The following is a 14,053-nucleotide window of genomic DNA, read 5'->3' as shown; positions in this document are numbered from 1 at the left end:
GCGGCCGGGGTTCAGGTGCTCGTCAGGACCACCAGCCGCCCGGTCGCCCTGGTCATCGCGACGTAGCGGTCGACCGCCCCCGTGATGCCCCCGCCGAAGGAGCCGGGGTCGACGAGGACCACCAGGTCGAACTCCAGCCCCTTGACCAGCTCCGGGGACAGGGACCGGACGCGCGGCCCCTCCCGGAACTCCGGGGCGCCGATCACGCAGGCGGTCCCCTCGGCGTTCTCGGCGAGCCAGGTGTCGACGACCTCCTCCAGGTCGGACGCGGCCCCGTGCGCGACCGGCACCCCGCCGGTGCGGATGGACGTCGGCACGTTGGCGTCCGGCAGGGCCGCGCGGATGACCGGTTCGGCCTCGGCCATGACCTCCTCCGGGGTGCGGTAGTTGATGCTGAGCGACGCCATCGTGACCCGGTCGAACCCGACCCGCTCCAACCGTTCGCGCCACGCCTCGGTGAACCCGTGCCGGGCCTGGGCGCGGTCGCCGACGATGGTGAAGCTCCGGGACGGGCAGCGCCGCATCAGCATCCGCCACTCGGCGTCGGTCAGCTCCTGCGCCTCGTCGACGACGATGTGCGCGAACGGCCCGGCGAGGCGGTCCCGGTCGGCGCTCGGCAGCGCCCCCTCGTCGACCAGGGTCTCCTGCAGGTCCTCGCCGAGCAGCATCGTCACCGCGCCCTCGCCGTCGTCGTCGGCGCCGACGATGTCGTCGATGACGGTGGCCATGCGCGCGCGTTCGGCCGCCGCCGAGGAACGGCGCTCGCGCTCCCGCCGCGCCGCCCCCGGGTCGCCGAGCCGCTGCCGTGCGGCGTCCAGGATCGGCAGGTCGGACACGGTCCAGGCGTGCGGGTCGGGGCGCTGCAGCCGGCGTACCTCCTCGATGTCCAGAGTCGGCGCGCACATGCGCAGGTAGGCGGGGACCGTCCACAGGTCGCCCACGATGTCGGTCGGTTCCAGCAGCGGCCAGGCCCGGGACAGGGCCCGGATCAGTTCGGGGCTGCGCACCAGCGCCGCCCGGACCGCCTCGTCGGGCGCGTCCTCGTCGTCGGGGTCGGCGAGGGCGTCGGCCCCGAGTGCGGCCAGTTCCGCGAGGATCTGCCCGCGCGCCTCGTTGTGCGGGGTGCCCGGCTCCACGGCGTCGAACGCCTCGGCCCAGTCGCGGGCGGTCAGCCGGACGTCGCCCCACTCGGTGGCGACCGTCACCGCCTCCTCGGGCGGGCGCTCGTAGAACCGGACGGCCGGCTCGACCGCCCCGGCCAGGGCGGCGGAGGACTTGAGCCGGGCGGCCTCCGGGTCGGCCTCCGGCGGGGCGTCCTCCCCTTCCGGGACGAGGTCGCGCACGGTGCAGGTGAGGACGCCCTCCTCGCCGAGGCTGGGCAGCACGTCGGAGACGTAGGCCAGGTAGGGCCGGTGGGGGCCGATGAACAGGACCCCGCCGCGCCGGTGGCCCAGGCGGGGGTCGGCGTAGAGCAGGTGGGCGGTGCGGTGCAGGGCGACGACGGTCTTGCCGGTGCCGGGGCCTCCGTCGACGACGAGGGCGCCGTCGGACCCGGCGCGGATGACGGCGTTCTGGTCGGCCTGGATGGTCCCCAGGACGTCGCGCATGCGGTCGGACCGGTTGGCGCCGAGGCCGGCGATGAACGCGGACTGGTCGTCGAGGGCGGCGTGGCCCTCCAGGCCGTCCTCGGTGAAGACCTCGTCCCAGTAGTCGGCGACGCGGCCGCGGGTCCAGCGGTACCGGCGGCGGCTGGCCAGGCCCATCGGGTCGGCGTGGGTGGCGGCGAAGAAGGGCTCGGCGGCGGGTGAGCGCCAGTCGACCAGGAGGCGGCGGCCCTCGGCGTCGGTCAGGCCGAGCCGGCCGATGTAGAGGGGGCCGGTGCCGTCGGCGGCGACGGTGCGGCCCAGGCACAGGTCGAGGCCGAAGCGGCGCAGGGTGCGCAGGCGGGCGGCGAGGCGGTGCACCTCCAGGTCGCGGTCGAGGGCGGCGCGGCCCTTGCCGCCGGGGGCGCGGCGGGCGGCGTCGAGGCGGTCGGACAGGTCGGCGGCGGACTCCGCGAGGGTGCGGGCCACGGCGGCGAAGTGGCGCTCGTCGTCGGCGATCAACGCGGGGTCGGTCTTGCCGGTGTGGTTCTCGGCGAGGGCGGAGAGGTCGAAGGCGCTGGCGGCCTGGGTCGTCACGGCGTCCCCCGGAGTGCGTGTGCTGGTCACGAGCGACGATTGTGCGCCCCGACGGGGGTCTTGCCGCAAGCCCCGGGGTGCGCTATAGATTGAGAGTGGCAGGGAGGTCCCTGCCCACGACCGTCCACAGTGGACGGTCTTTTCCTTCCCCTCCCCCGTCGAATGTCGTCGCCGGGGCACATACTCCAGGGGACGGCACCACCGCGTGCCGCCGGTGTCAGCAGCGGTGCGAACGGGGGGTCCACCATGGCCGAGGTCGTCGTCTTCCACCATGCGCTGGGCCTGACGCCCGGGGTCCGCGTGTTCGCCGACGGGCTGAGCCGGGCCGGTCACCGGGTGCACGTGCCCGACCTGTACGAGGGGCGGCTGTTCGGAACCCTGGAGGAGGGCACGGCCCACGCGCGGGAGATCGGGGTCGGCACCGTCATCGAGCGCGGGGCCGCCGCCGCGGAGGGCGCGGCGTCGGCACCGGTGTGCGTCGGCATCTCGTTGGGCGTGCTGCCCGCCCAGAAGTACGCTCAGACCGCCCCGGGAGTGAGGGGCGCCGTACTGCTGGAGGCGTGCGTACCTCCGTCCGAGTTCGGCCCGGGGTGGCCGGGGGGCGTTCCGGTGCAGGTCCACGGAATGGACGCGGACCCGTTCTTCGCAGGAGAGGGCGACCTCGACGCGGCCCGGGCCCTGGCGGAGGAGTCACCCGATGCGGAGTCGTTCCTGTACCCGGGCGACCGGCACCTGTTCACCGACAGCGGCCTGGCGTCCTACGACCCGGAGGCGGCGAAGCAGGTGACGGAGAGGGTGCTGGCCTTCCTCACCCGCATCGACGACGCCCCACGGCCTCCGACCGGCTGAGCGTTGCTCCCCTGCGGTCGGGGTGCTCAGAGCCTCTCGTCCGGATCCCTGGGGTCGACCTTCGGGGCCGGGGGCTGTGGGGGCGCCTGGCCCTGACCAGGGGTCGGGGCTCCCGCTTCCCCTCCTGGGGCGGGTCGGCCCGACCGGTGCAGGCGTACCCCGGCCCAGCTCACGCCCAGCAGTACCGCACCCGCGATGGCCAGGATCGCCGCCGCCGACACCTGCCCGTCGGTCAGCTCCCACACCATCTGCGGCACGCCGACGGTCGCGGCGATGGTGCCGAACACCAGCAGCACCCCCGCGCGGCGCCATGCGTACAGGCCGAAGAAGGCCGCCGCCAACCCGAGCACGCCCAGGTAGCTCCCCGGAGACGGCAGCACCTCCGCCGCCGCCAGGGCCGTGCCCGCCCCGAGGCCGATCGCGGTCCCCCGCTCGGCCAGCAGCCCCGACAGCGCCACAGCGATCCACACCGCGCCGAGCAGGATGTAGCCGGTCCCGTTGATCGCCATCTCGTCCGAACCGGCGAACAGGATCCCGCCGCTCATGCCCAGCGTCTCCAGGGTCCGCCGCAGCATCCCGGCCACGACGACCGTGCTCATCGCCCACGTGGCCACCACGCCCGGCGCCGACCGCACGAGGGCGTACCCGCCGACCGCCACCACCAAGCCCGCGCCGCCCGCCACCAGGAGCGGGTCCTCCCAGAGCGGCAGCATCGACGAGAAGAACACCTGGACCGCGGCCAGCGCCGCCACCGACGCCAGCGCGAACAGCGTCCCGCCGACGCGGCGCCTGACCTTGGGAAGCCGGTCACGCGGAACGGCCATGGCCTTCGGCCCGCCCGCCATCGCCATCCCGGCCAGCGCCAGCACCGGGACCGCCGCCGCGAGCAGGGCGACGCGGGTGGCGTCGCCGAGGTCCTCCCATGATGTGGCCGCGAACGTGGCGACGGCGGCGAGCAGCAGGCCGCCGCCGATGTAGCCGACGACCTCCGACCAGCGCACCCCCGACGACGTCTGAGCCCGGTCGAGCTCGCCGCTGACGGCCTGGGCCTGCTCGGCCGTGATGACACCCCGCTCGACCAGCCGTCCCAGCGCCTCCTCCCGGGAGCGCCGCGCGTCGTCCGACACCGTGTCCGCCTTCCGCCGTCCGGGATCCGTGTGCTGCGGCGCCGGAACGCCGTCCTCGTTCCGGCGCCGCGTCGCGTCCATCCCATCACGCACGCCCCGCCCGTGGATGAGTACCGGTACTCACCCGCCTGCACGGCGCGCGTAGAGCACCTCGGCGGCGTGCAGGAGCACGCGGTCGTGACCGGGGGCGGCCAGCAGTCCCACGCCCGTGCTTCGGCCGCCGGGAAGCCCTTCGCTGTCGACCGGGACGGTGAGCTGCGGTGCTCCGGCGAGGCTCGCGGGGGTCGACAGCCGCACCGTCGTCCCCCGGAAACGCTGCCGCTCCGCGAGGTCGGCCCCCTTGTGCGGGGCTCCGTCCGCCAGGACCGGCAGGGCGATCACCGCCCCGGGCGGGCAGACACGCGCGAAGGTGTCCCGGTAGTGCTCCCGGCCGGCCTCGTCGGCCTTCCGGTCGGCGAGGGGCGCGGCGGCCAGCGATTCACAGCGGCGTAGGCGTTCCCGCACGTCGGCATCGAGCGCCTCGGCGTTGGCGGTGACCCATTCGGCGTGCTCGTCCCAGATCTCGCGGGACTGGAGGCGCGCGAAGAGTTCGGTGTGCTCGGTGCCGACGAGGCCGGTCAGGTCGGCGCGCAGCAGCGGCAGGCCGAGGTCCCCGGCGAGGAGGACGGCGAGCCCGCGCACGGCGAGCACGGTGGCCTCGGAGGTCTGGGGCGGGAAGTCGTCCGGAAGGTAGATGGCGGTGATGCCGTGTTCCTCCGTGCCCAGGCCCGGCGACGCCCCTTCGACCGTGTCGAAGGAGGCCCGCAGCACGCCCGGTTCACGGGCGAACAGGCCGACCGTGTCGAAGGAGGAGGCGAGCGGGAGCACCCCGGTGGAGTCGAGTGCCCCGTGCGTCGGCCGGAGCCCGAGGACGCCGCAGCAGGCGGCGGGGACGCGCACCGACCCGGCGGTGTCGGTGCCCAGGGCGATGTCGGCGGCGCCCCCGGCGACGGCCGAGGCGCTGCCCGAGGACGACCCGCCGGTGTGGCGGTCGGGGTGCGCCGGGTTGAGCGGGGGCTCCCCCTCCCCCACGTCGCCGACGACCGAATAAGCGAGCTGGTCGAGCTTGGCCATCCCCACGAGGTGGGCCCCGGCCCCGCGGAGGGCGGTGACGGCGGGGGCGGTCCCCTCGGCAGGGCCGTGTGTGCCGCGCCAGCGCGGATGCCCGAACGAGGAGGTGTGCCCGGCGACGGCGAAGAGGTCCTTGGCCGCGAACCCGACCCCGCTCAGGGGCCCGCCGGCGAGCGGGTCGAGGGCGAAGGTGTCCGGCACCCAGCAGTGGAGGTCGCCACAGGTCTCATCCGTCTCGGCCACCATCTAAGGGACCCGCCTCTCCACCCGGAGCACCATCGGCGCCCTGAGCATAACCACCGAGGGCGCTATGCGGGGCGACGTGGAGCGCGGGCAACCCGGAGAACCTGCGCTACGTCTCAGGATCCCGGCGGTCTTCACTCGTGCTCCGCTGACCTCGCTCTTTCCTCGCTGGCTCGCCTCCATGACGCCACACCGTGTAGAGCACCGCCAGCGCAGACGAGAGGCTCGCGATTTGATCAGGCGAAGCTCCGAGCGCGATCATAGCGACAGTTGATACAAGGACGGACACGAAGGCACACAGGTCAGTGACACGATGGCGCATGAGGCCCCCTTACTGGCGTCGTTCATCCAGGGGCCAGCCTGATGTATGCGCTAGACGACATCAGGATTGATCGATTGATCACCAAAATCAATGAACGATTTCACTTGATCAAATAGAGGAACATGATGGGAAACTCCTCCCGGCAGCGCGGACGCCCATGGTCGGACACGGGAACCCTGGACCCGGACACCGCCGCACTGGCGAATTTTCTCCGAAAGCTCATTTCCGACTCCATGAGCTTGCGCACCTTTAGCGAGAAACTAACCGCCGAGCACTACGAAGCCAATCCCCCCAGCTACTCAACCCTTTCAGCAAGACTGGCAGGTAAAGGCCTGGCACGCGACGGACGCCTAGTTCACGCCGTCGTCACACTGTGTGCGCCAACAGGAAAGACTGAGATCCTACGCGAAGAGGCACAGAGACTCCTCCGAAACGCGCGGAACACAAACGCATCCCCAAACCCCACAAGGCGCAACGACGATCAAAATGAAAGTGACAGTGGCCTGCGAAATGAAATAGTTGAACTTAAAAACACGTTAACAAGTATTCAGAAATCTCAGACCAATACTCAAGACATGCTTCTGGCGATCATCCGAGATTTAACACAATTGCGAGACGCCCCACACGCTCCCACCCAAGACAGGAAACTCGACACCGCTGCACCGGTTTCCGGTGAACCGCAGGAATACCCCGACCTCCTCCTTCCGCCCCCCCAGAATCAGATAAACACACGCCAACACGATCGAGATGAGAAACTCCTTGAACACATAAAACACGACATCCTGAGATCCGACCCACATGGGTACCGTGGCTCGCGAGCGATCCGTGAATCCATCGACCGCGTTCTCTACGGGTCTCGGACAGGTCGATTCGACATATTCGAACTCACGAAGAGTGAGCGGACTTACCTTGTATCCCTTATCAAAATGGAGCTTACTCGCTACCTGTCCACCAACCCACCTGAGGCGGAAAATGCGCGAACAAGGAGCGAGGCGAACTACGCACAAGTAAATGGCATCGATATCGACGTAGTCTTTAGTTGGCGCATGAACTGGACAATCTCGAACGAACAGGTCGGCAAGCCATTACTTCTGGCGACTGCCAACGAAAAGAAATCCGTTTGGAGCCTCGGCATCGCACGGGCGTCCCCAGAAAACCTGAGGTCAGCCGCCAATCGCGACGGCAAGCGATCCCTCGCCCCTTCCGGAATGAAGCTCATAACATGGATCTTTCGAGATTCCCCCCTCCCGCCAAACACTCTCCTCTCCCTACCAGAGGAGACAATTAACAAAATTCTCTCATATTCCACCGCACAGAAGCGGGTCGACGCACTGTTCCGCATCGTCAGACAACGCCCGATCAGCTTGACCGCAGCAAAAACCGTGTCAATGCAAGAAGACGCCGGCAAGAGAATCAGGAACTCGAGAAGAATCTTAGCGGAAGAAGGATTGACCATACTTAGCGGAAGAGATCAACAAGACGTCGACACCGCCCAATCATTGGGGCTGCAAAAAATACACCCAGAGGAATACATGACCATTAATCTCATCTCCCCCTAATCAAAACATGTGAACCTACCCACAGTCACACACAAAGGTAAACAATACATCTTCGTAGACTCTCACTTCCCACCCTCGCAAGATCCCTCTATACACAACCGATCGACACTCTAAGGCGGGCTCCCATTCATTCGGGACGGTAGCGACCAAGGCTCGCCCCCGCTCCTCTTCTGGACTGCGCAGGTCTCTAAAACTCCGGAAATGACGAAGCCGCCCCCGGCGCTCACGGCCGGGGGCGGCTTTGCGGGCGGACGCGGCCCAGGTGGGTGTGTCAGCCGCCGTACTCGGCGCGGATGCGGTCGGCGAAGCGGGCGAAATCGGCGCCGTGCAGGAACGCCGACTTCATCGTCGCCGGGTCGGCCTTTCCGGTGCCCGCGATGTCGAAGGCCGTTCCGTGGTCCACCGACGTGCGCAGGATCGGCAGGCCCACCGTCACCGAGATCGTGCCGTCGAAGTCGAACGTCTTCGCCGCGATGTGCCCCTGGTCGTGGTACTGCGACAGCACACCGTCGAAACGCCCCTGAAGGAGCTGGTGGAACACCGAGTCCGCCGGGACCGGGCCGGCCACGTCGGCCCCCCGCCCCCGCATGCGCTCCACGGCCGGTGTCAGGTGCTCGATCTCCTCGTCGCCGAACGCGCCGTTCTCCCCGCCGTGCGGGTTGATCGCGGCCACCGCCAGCTTCGGCTCGTCGTGGCCGAACACCCGCAGCGCCGTCAGCGCCTCCTCGATCGCGGCGGTCTGCTGGTCCACGCTCACCTGGTCCAGCGCCTTGCGCAGGGACACGTGCCGGGTCGCGAAGAAGATCTTCTTCCCGCGCACCACGAACATGGTGTTCTGGCGCGTGGTGCCGGTCAGCGCGCCCAGCATCTCGGTGTGGCCGAGGTGTTCGCTGCCCGCCGCCCAGATGGCCTCCTTGTTGATGGGCCCGGTGACGATCCCCGACACCTCGCGGTCCATCGCCGCCTTCGTGGCGACCTCGATGGCGCGGACCGCGGCCTGGCCCGCGCGCTTGTCGACCTCGCCCCAGGCAAGCTCGGTGTCGCCGAGGGAGGCGATGTCGTAGCAGTCGATGACGCCGTCGCGCTCCTCAGGCAAGCCGGTCCACGAGTCCAGGGCGCGCACCTCCACGTCGAGCCCGCACACGCGCGCCGCGCGGCGCAGCACCGCCGGGTCGGCGGCGACGACACCGCGTGCGGGGGCGCCGGAGCCCACCTGTGCCAGGGTGCGCACGGTGATCTCCGGGCCGATGCCGACCGGGTCGCCGACGGTGACGGCAAGGGTCGGTCGTTCAGTCATGGCGGGTTCCCTCCCTGTTCGGTGGCCGGGACGCCTCCTCCGCGCCCCGGCCGGTCACGTGTTCTCCTGCGGCTCGCCGCGGCGCAGCTCGGCGGGCACTGTGCGGGCCCGCGCGCGGGCGGTGGTGCGCAGCCGGGACAGGCACTCGACGAGGGTGCCTTCGTCGCCGACCATGCCGCCCTTGGTGACGACGGGGACGCCGTCGAACGCTCCCCCGGTGAGGGACCCGTGCACCGCCAGGGGCACGACCTCCCCGCCGACCTCGAAGGCGTGGGCGCCGAGGGCGTCCAGCACCGCCGAGGTCACGTCCCCGCCGCTGGTGTAGAGCCCCGACGGGGCCGGGGCGCGGCCGAGCACGTCGGCCGCCAGGGCCGCGAGCCGACCCGGCAGCGCGCGCTTGGCCTCGTGGGACAGTTCCACGACGTCGCGCGCGCTGGAGGCGGTGCGCACCACCACCGCCTCGGGGAAGGCGGCGTCGCGCAATTGGGCCTCAAGGCGGCGCGCGACCGCCGCGGTGTGCCCACCGTCCCCTTCGGCCAGAGCGCGCGCGTCGACATCGACGAAGCGCACCCCTCCGGCCCGGGCGGCGGCCTCCAACTGGCGGCGGGTCAGGGCGGTGGCACTGCCCACGACCGCGAGCAGCGGGCCGAGCGCGCCCCCGCCCCCGCTCAGGCCGAGCGCCTCGGCGAGCATCGCCCCGAACGGCCCGGGGTCGACCGCCAGCCACACGGTGCCGTCGCGGCGGTGCACCTCGGCGGCAGCGGCGGCGACCGCCGCCAGGTGCCCCTCGGTGAGCGCGTCGCACAGCACCACCGGCTCGTCCCCCTCGGCGAGCCGATCGGCCAGGGCCGGTCCGGTGACCTCCCGCAGCGGCACGTGCCGCACCGCGAGGTCGCTCTGACGGGCCACGATCTCAGCGACGACGCTGCCGGTGACCGGGCTGAGCGGGTCCATCGCCAGCTCGGTCTCCTCCAGCGGGACGCCGTCGAGCAGCTGCACGCCGTCCGCGGTGACCCGCCCGGAGGCGGGGAAGGCGGGGGCGAGCAGCGCCCGCACCCGCGCCCGCCCGGGGGCGCGCTCGCGCACCGCCCGCCAGGCCGCCTCCAGCTCGGCGCCGACGTTGCCGCGCAGGGTGGTATCGGTGCGCTTGACGACCAGCGGCACCGGGCCGCCGCGCCACACCGCGTCGATGGTGGCCTCCACCAGGCCCGCCGCCTCGGCGGCGGGCAGGTGGCGGCTGTCCAGGTCGGCGACGACCACGTCGAACTCGGCGGCGGCGCGCGGCGCGTGCGCGGGCGCCACCGCGGCCACCCGCATCCCGGCGCGGGCGAACCGGGCGCCGGTGGCGTTCGCGCCGGTCAGGTCGTCGGCCACGACCAGTACCTGGGCCATGTCCCCACTCCTATCCCAGCACCAGGGCCGCCACGCCGAGCAGCGGCAGGCTGGCCAGCCACAGCACCGTGGTCATGCCGCTCCACATCTTCATCGCCGCGGTCCCGGACAGGCCGGTGAAGCGGGTGACGACCCAGAAGTAGGAGTCGCTGACGTAGGAGAAGACCATCGAGCCGGAGCAGGCGGCGAGCACCGCCACGGCGGGGTCGAGCCCGGAGGACTGCACCAGCGGCGCGGTGAGGGTGGCCGCGGTGATGATGGCGACCGTGCCCGAGCCCTGGGCCAGCCGGACGAAGGTGGCGATGAGGAACGGCACCAGCATCAGCGGCACCGGCCACCCGGCGACCGCCTCGGCGAGGGCGTCGCCCACGCCGGAGGCGCGCAGCACCTCGCCGAAGGCCCCGCCGGCGCCGGTGACGAAGACGATCATCCCGGCCGAGGCGGCGGCGGTGGTCAGCCAGCCGACGACGGTGGAGCGCGGCGTGCCCTTGCGCGGCAGCAGGTACACGGCGGCCACCAGGCCCACGAGCAGGGCGATGGCGGGCTCGCCCGCGAAGGCGAAGAAGGAGGCCACCGCGGAGCCCTCGGCGGCGGCGCCGCTGACGGTGTTGCCGATGATGAGCACCAGGGGCAGCAGCAGCGGGACCATCGCGAGCAGGGCGCTGACCGGCGGGTCCGGCGGCTCCTTGGAGATGTCGCGGCCGTCGGCGCCGCGCAGCTCCTCGGGGACGTCATCGCCGACCGCGGTACCCGGGACGCCCGCGCCCGCGCCGTCGCCCGACGCCGCACCGGCGTGCACCGCCTCGCGCTCGCCCACCAGGGCGGGGTCGAGGTGGGGCTCCAGGCGGGGGCCCATAACACGGGAGTAGACCACCACGACCGGCATCAGCACGACCGCCATGGCCAGCGCGGCGACGATGACCGTGCCCAGGTCGGCGCCGAGCAGCCCGACGGCGGCCAGCGGCCCGGGGGTGGGCGGCACCAGGTGGTGGGTGATGGCCAGGCCCCCGGCCAGCGCCAGCGACAGGCCCACCAGCGGCCTGCCGTAGCGGCGGGCCAGGGAGCGCGCCAGCGGGTGCAGAATGACGAAGCCGGAGTCGCAGAACACCGGCACGGACACCACCGCGCCGGTGGCGGTCATGGCGGCGTCCTCGCGCCCCTTCCCGGCCATCCGGACGAACATCTTGGCCAAGGCGTCGGCGCCGCCGCTCTCCTCCAGGACCTTGCCGATCATCACGCCCAGGCCGATCACGATGCCGATGCCGGCGAGGGTGCCGCCGAAGCCGCTGGTGACGGTCTCCAGCAGGTCGGCCGGGGCCATCCCGGCGACCGAGCCGGTGACCAGGGCGCCGGCGAGCAGCCCGACGAAGGCGTCCAGGCGCGTCCACAGGATGATCGCCACGACCGCGGCGACGCCCAGGAGCAGCGCCGCGAGCAGGAGCGGATCCATGTCTCCCCCTTTCTCGGGGTCAGTCGCCCCGGGCAGGGGTACGGGGTGCGCCCGGGGCGGGGACGGTGAGGAGGGTGCAGTGGGGGTCGCCCTCCAGTGCGCGGCGGGCGCGGGTGTCCAGCCCGTCGTCGGTGATGAGCGTGTAGGGGCCGGACAGCGGCGCCCAGTAGGGCTCGGCGTCGGAGCCGACCTTGGTGGAGTCGGCGACCACCACGGTGCGGCGGGCGGCGCGCATCTGCTGCTCCTTGACGGCGGCCAGCTCGGGGCTGGGGCAGTTCACCCCGCGTCCGGGGACCAGCCCGTCGGCGCCGACGAAGGCCAGGTCGGCGGCGACGCGGTCGAGCACGCCGCGGGTGAACTCGCCGACCATGGCGCCGCGGCGGCGCCGCACCCGGCCGCCGACCAGGACCAGCTCGATGCCCTCGGCGTCGATCAGGGCACTCATGGGGCCCATACCCGTGGTGAGCACGGTGGGGCCGGAGCGTTCGGCGAGCCGCTCCGCGATGAGGGTGGTGGTGCTGCCGGCGTCGAGCACCACCATGTGGTCGTCCTCGACCAGGGCTGCGGCGCGCTCGGCGATGCGGCGCTTGGCCGGGGCGTTGCGCAGGCCCTTCTGCACCCAGGTCAGCTCGCCCCCGGCGGGCGCGGGGACGGCGCCGCCGTGGGTGCGGACCACGCGCCCGGCCTGCTCCAGCTCGGTGAGCCCGCGCCGGACGGTGGAGGGGCTGATGCCCAGCTCCCGCGCGAGGTCCTCGACGCGCTGGACCCCGTCGGCGACGGCGTCCAAGAGCTTCTGGTGGCGCACCGGACCTCCCGCGTCTGCTCATTTCGATCACGTTGACCCGGACAGAATGACTGAAATGAGCACCATGTGCAACCCCTCACCCTGATTCTTGACCGTTGTGAGCAGTGGTGGGAGGGCGGGACCGGTCCGGGTGCAGCAGGGTGAGCGCCGCGAACGCGGCGAGCGCCAGGGCCTCGGTCCCGGCCGCCGCGGCCAGCACCGCGCCGGTGCCGCGCTCGGCCAGCACTCCGGCGATCGCGGCGCCCGCGGCCATGCCGCTGATCTTGAGCCCGGCGCCGAGGGTGAACACACGGGCGCGGACGGCGGTCGGAGCGTCCCGGTGCCGGACCGCGAACAGCGCCGTGAGCTGGGGGCCTTCGGCGGCCCCGGTGAGGACGGCGGCCAAGGCGAGCACGAGGGGCGCCGCAGCGGCGGCCGGGCCCGGCGGCAGCGTGCGGGCACAGGCGGCCAGGAGCGGGACGGTGCACAGGGCGGCGCCGCACACCCAGAGCAGGGTGTCGGGCGCCAGGGCCGAGGGGCTCCGGGCCAGGAGGGCGTTCGCGCCGATGGCGGAGACGGCGGCCACGGAGAGCATGAGGGTGCCCCGCTCGGGGGCGCCGAGCAGCTCCGCACCGAGGAGGGGCCAGCAGACGGCGACCATGCCGCCCGCGGCCAGCGAGAGGGTGGTGGCCGCCGTCGCCCGCGCGAGTCGGCGCCGTCCGGCGACGACACGGAGGCCGTCGAGGAGCTCGACGGCCACGCGGGAGGGCGTCGGGACGGACGGGCGGTCACCCGAAAACGGCGCCGTGACCTGCACTCCTCTGCCCCGCTCGTCCCGGGCGAACGGCATGGCGGCCGCGATGAGCAGCATGGCGGCCACGAGGGCGCCCCACGGCCCGGCGACCCCTGCGGCCGCGGCGGCGGCCGCGGGCCCGGCGAGCCCGGCGGCACTGTAGGTGATGGCGTCGAGGGAGTTGGCGCGTGGAAGGACGGTCGCGGGCACGAGCCGGGGCAGCCGCGAGGTCATCCCGCCCCCGGCCGCCGGGGCCGCCAGACCTGCGGCCGCGGCGACGGCGAGCACGGCACCGAAGGGCACACGACCGAGCCCGGCGGCGATGAGGGCGGCCCCCAGGGCGTAGAGGCCGAGCGCGCACGCCAGGAGCCTCCCCGGCCGGGGGCTCCGGTCGAGGAGGGCCCCGAGGACCGGACCGCCGAGGGCCGCCCCCGCCGTCGCGGCGGAGAAGAGCAGCGCGGCGGCGCCTTCGGACCCGGTCGCGGCCAGCCCCGCGAGCAGGAGGGCGGGGCCGACGGCTTCGTCCCCGGCCCGGGCGGAGGCGGCCCCGGCGAGGTAGCGCACGAGGGGGCGGCGATTGCGGAGTGTCGTCACCCGGGCGAAGGTAGGCCGGTAACGGAGGTACGGGAAGTTGCCGTTACATCCCGACGACAGCCCTCACGGTTCGGGTCGGCGGGCGGCTCGGCTGGTCCCCCACTTCCGGGCCCCGACTGTCCGTCAGGACGCCGAAACGCAACGTGGAGGTCGGCGACGGCGAAGGGCGGCGGCACAGCCTGCAACGCTGTCGGCCGCCCGGCGCGTGCATGGTCACCGTGACGGGCAGCGACGGATCGGCAGGTACCCCGCTCATGGACTCCAGTCGGGCGGCGGGCCACCGGGGTGCGAGGAAGCTGGCGGCGACGGAGTGAGCGGTGCGGTTCCCCGGGCCTGCCTGCCGTCCGGCGGGC

Annotated in this window: 10 protein-coding genes; 2 read left to right on the top strand and 8 right to left on the bottom strand. The window is 72.6% G+C overall.

What is annotated here, in order from left to right:
• Positions 1-11: 11 nt before the first annotated feature.
• Complete coding sequence (gene helR / locus O4U47_RS23065; RefSeq protein WP_270680065.1) at positions 12-2,180, bottom strand: RNA polymerase recycling motor ATPase HelR; 2,169 nt, start codon at positions 2,178-2,180, stop codon at positions 12-14.
• 246 nt (positions 2,181-2,426) lie between these two features.
• On the opposite strand from helR, the gene O4U47_RS23060 reads away from it, so the two are divergent.
• Entirely contained in the window at positions 2,427-3,029 is a 603-nt protein-coding gene (locus tag O4U47_RS23060) for a dienelactone hydrolase family protein (protein WP_270680036.1), read from the top strand.
• 26 nt (positions 3,030-3,055) lie between these two features.
• Here O4U47_RS23060 and O4U47_RS23055 read toward each other — a convergent pair whose 3' ends face one another.
• Both O4U47_RS23055 and O4U47_RS23050 read right to left on the bottom strand, forming a co-directional pair.
• Complete coding sequence (locus O4U47_RS23055) at positions 3,056-4,156, bottom strand: DUF2157 domain-containing protein (RefSeq protein ID WP_270680035.1); 1,101 nt, start codon at positions 4,154-4,156, stop codon at positions 3,056-3,058.
• Positions 4,157-4,276: 120 nt separating this feature from the next.
• Positions 4,277-5,512 (bottom strand): amidase family protein, encoded by a 1,236-nt coding sequence (locus O4U47_RS23050; RefSeq protein WP_270680034.1) that lies wholly within the window; start codon positions 5,510-5,512, stop codon positions 4,277-4,279.
• A gap of 441 nt (positions 5,513-5,953) precedes the next feature.
• Between O4U47_RS23050 and O4U47_RS23045 the strand changes: the two genes are divergently transcribed.
• Complete coding sequence (locus O4U47_RS23045; RefSeq protein ID WP_270680033.1) at positions 5,954-7,390, top strand: NaeI family type II restriction endonuclease; 1,437 nt, start codon at positions 5,954-5,956, stop codon at positions 7,388-7,390.
• 271 nt (positions 7,391-7,661) lie between these two features.
• On the opposite strand, the gene pdxA is transcribed toward O4U47_RS23045, so the two are convergent.
• The 5 genes from pdxA to O4U47_RS23020 all read right to left on the bottom strand — a co-directional run bounded on the left by pdxA (position 7,662) and on the right by O4U47_RS23020 (position 13,700).
• On the bottom strand, positions 7,662-8,687 hold the full coding sequence (gene pdxA, locus O4U47_RS23040; RefSeq protein ID WP_270680032.1) for a 4-hydroxythreonine-4-phosphate dehydrogenase PdxA: 1,026 nt from the start codon (positions 8,685-8,687) through the stop codon (positions 7,662-7,664).
• Between the two features lie 54 nt (positions 8,688-8,741).
• Complete coding sequence (locus tag O4U47_RS23035; protein WP_270680031.1) at positions 8,742-10,079, bottom strand: four-carbon acid sugar kinase family protein; 1,338 nt, start codon at positions 10,077-10,079, stop codon at positions 8,742-8,744.
• A gap of 10 nt (positions 10,080-10,089) precedes the next feature.
• A complete protein-coding gene (locus tag O4U47_RS23030) occupies positions 10,090-11,529 on the bottom strand; it encodes a GntP family permease (protein WP_270680030.1) in 1,440 nt (479 codons plus the stop codon).
• 19 nt (positions 11,530-11,548) lie between these two features.
• Complete coding sequence (locus O4U47_RS23025) at positions 11,549-12,334, bottom strand: DeoR/GlpR family DNA-binding transcription regulator (protein WP_270680029.1); 786 nt, start codon at positions 12,332-12,334, stop codon at positions 11,549-11,551.
• Positions 12,335-12,410: 76 nt separating this feature from the next.
• Positions 12,411-13,700 (bottom strand): MFS transporter, encoded by a 1,290-nt coding sequence (locus O4U47_RS23020; protein ID WP_270680028.1) that lies wholly within the window; start codon positions 13,698-13,700, stop codon positions 12,411-12,413.
• Positions 13,701-14,053 lie beyond the last annotated feature (353 nt).

Origin of the sequence: Nocardiopsis suaedae, from assembly GCF_027706745.1 — a bacterium.
GTDB classification, from domain to species: domain Bacteria; phylum Actinomycetota; class Actinomycetes; order Streptosporangiales; family Streptosporangiaceae; genus Nocardiopsis_A; species Nocardiopsis_A suaedae.
This window is presented reverse-complemented; position numbering and strand designations above follow the sequence as displayed.

What these genes read in the sequence shown, in the direction of transcription:
- O4U47_RS23060 (WP_270680036.1), top strand. Translation starts at nt 2,427, where the DNA reads ATGGCCGAGGTCGTCGTCTTCCACCATGCGCTGGGCCTGACGCCCGGG.
- O4U47_RS23050 (WP_270680034.1), bottom strand. Translation starts at nt 5,512, where the DNA reads ATGGTGGCCGAGACGGATGAGACCTGTGGCGACCTCCACTGCTGGGTG.
- O4U47_RS23045 (WP_270680033.1), top strand. Translation starts at nt 5,954, where the DNA reads ATGATGGGAAACTCCTCCCGGCAGCGCGGACGCCCATGGTCGGACACG.
- pdxA (WP_270680032.1), bottom strand. Translation starts at nt 8,687, where the DNA reads ATGACTGAACGACCGACCCTTGCCGTCACCGTCGGCGACCCGGTCGGC.
- O4U47_RS23035 (WP_270680031.1), bottom strand. Translation starts at nt 10,079, where the DNA reads ATGGCCCAGGTACTGGTCGTGGCCGACGACCTGACCGGCGCGAACGCC.
- O4U47_RS23030 (WP_270680030.1), bottom strand. Translation starts at nt 11,529, where the DNA reads ATGGATCCGCTCCTGCTCGCGGCGCTGCTCCTGGGCGTCGCCGCGGTC.